Annotated in this window: 1 protein-coding gene; it reads right to left on the bottom strand. The window is 67.4% G+C overall.

The genetic code is table 11. The features are described 5' to 3' along the window. Positions 1-1,971 (bottom strand): cobaltochelatase subunit CobN (locus tag ACOJTB_RS13965; RefSeq protein WP_420103133.1); only part of this gene is annotated, 1,971 nt, incomplete at its 3' end. Positions 1,972-2,171: the final 200 nt, after the last annotated feature.

Raw genomic sequence — 2,171 nt, 5'->3', positions numbered from 1 at the left:
GGCCTGCGTGCCTTCGCCGGGATCGTTGACGATGAAGGGATAGAGATGCGGCACCGGGCCGAGCACGGCCTCGGGGTAACAGGCTTCCGACAGCGCCAGCGCCTTGCCCGGCAGCCATTCGAGATTGCCGTGCTTGCCCATGTGCACGATGGCATGCGCGCCGTAATGCCGGCGCAGGAAGGCGTAGAAGGCGAGATAACCATGCGGCGGCACGAGATCCGGCGAATGGTATGTGTCCTTCGGATCGATATTGTAGCCGCGCGCCGGCTGGATGCCCACAAGCGCCTCGCCGAAACGGGCGAGCGGTAGGGCGAAGACGTCGCCGGTCACGAAGGGATCGTCTTCCGGCGCACCCCAGCGGGCGGCCATCTCCTGCTGAATCGATGTCGGAAGCGAAGTGAAGAACGCCTTGTAATGGTTGAGCGAAAGCGTCTCGCGGATTTCACGGCCGTCGTTCGCCGCATTGGTGGGGCCCGCCATGAGATGGGCGATCAGCGCATCGCCATCCTCCGGCAGGTCCGCCACTGCATAACCTTCCGCCGCCATGGCGCGCAGCACTTCCATCGTGCCGGCGGGCGTATCGAGGCCGACGCCGTTGCCGAGGCGGCCATCGCGGTTGGGATAGTTCGCCATGACGAGGGCGATACGGCGTTCGGCCGGGTGGGCGCGCCGAAGCCGCGCCCAGCCTGCGGCAAGCTTCGCAACGAAACGGATGCGGTCTTCCACCGGATCGAGGCTGACGATGTTGGTCTCGACGCGCTCGTCGTACCGCGCGGCCGCCTTGAAGGAGACGGCACGGGACAGAACCCGGCCATCGACTTCCGGCAACGAGACGTTCATGCCGAGATCGCGCGCCGTGAGCCCCTGCCCCGAGGCTTGCCACGCCTCGCGCGAAGAGCCGGAGAAGACGACCTGCAACACCGGCGCACCGGTCTCGTCGAGCACCGTCGGCTTGCGGCCGGCGCCGGGCGCGGAAACGGCAAAGCTCGTGGCATTCAGCACCGCCTCCGGCCGGACTTCCGCAAAGGCGGCGCGGACGGTCTCGATGGAAACCGGCTCCTTCAGGCTGGAGACGAAGAGCGGCAGGGCGCGGATACCCTCCGCCGCCAGCGCCTCGATCATCATTTCGACCGGGCGCGTTTCGCCGCTCTGGACATAGGCGCGGTAGAAGGCGATGGCGACGGTGGGACGGCCTGCCCCGCCGATACCCCCCTCTGGCCTGCCGGCCATCTCCCCCACAATGGGGGAAATCGATGGAGAAACGGCTTCCTCCCCACCGGAAACAAAAGCGGCACGCTCGGAAACCGCGCGGGACACCGATGTGGGCTTCCAGCCAATCTCCCCCCTTGTGGGGGAGATGGCCGGCAGGCCAGAGGGGGGCTCTTCGCCCGCAAGCGCACGCCACTCCTCGACATCCACCACGCCGCGTCCCGGCCACCAGATGCCGGCCTTTTCGAGCGGCGTCGCCGGTGCCGGTTTCTCGCCGCCAAACACCACCGCATCGGCATAGGCGAGGAAACGGTCGGCATTTTCCGCCCCGCCCTCGTTGAGATAGGCCCAGAGGCTCCGGCGGTCGGCATCCTCGATGCGGTTGAAGGGGATCAGGCCCTCATCGGGACGATCGTCGCCGGGCAGCGCCACGAGCTTGATATCGTTGGCGACAGCCGTCGCCAGCAGGGCTTCCAGCATGTAGCGGAAATAGCTCGCGCCGCCGAGCGCGCGGATGACGATGAGCCGGGCGTGACGGGCCGTGCGCTCGATATAGGTATCGACCGACATGGGATGCGACAGCGTCGCGAGGCTCGCCAGACGAAGGCGCGTGTCGCCATCGCGCGCACGGTGGGCGGCGGCGATCGAGGCCAGCTCCGTATCGGCAGCGGAGAGGAAGAGGATATCGCCCGGCGTCTGGCCAAGGTCGATCGCCTCCTTGCCATCGGCGATGGTGCCCTTCTGGGCTAGCAGGAGATGCATGCAGCGCCTCCCTGCTGCGAGAGGACCACCAAGAGGGCGTACTCCCCTCTGTCACTTCGTGACATCTCCCCCACAAGGGGGGAGATTGAGCGGCGGCGTGCAGGCAAGACAGCGGGGCAAGCCGTCGCCTCATCCGATCTCCCCCCTTGTGGGGGAGATGGCCGGCAGGCCAGAGGGGGGTGCCGCCGCATGCTCATCCC

The organism is Allobosea sp., from assembly GCF_048595345.1.
In the GTDB taxonomy this organism is placed as follows: domain Bacteria; phylum Pseudomonadota; class Alphaproteobacteria; order Rhizobiales; family Beijerinckiaceae; genus Allobosea.
This window is presented reverse-complemented; position numbering and strand designations above follow the sequence as displayed.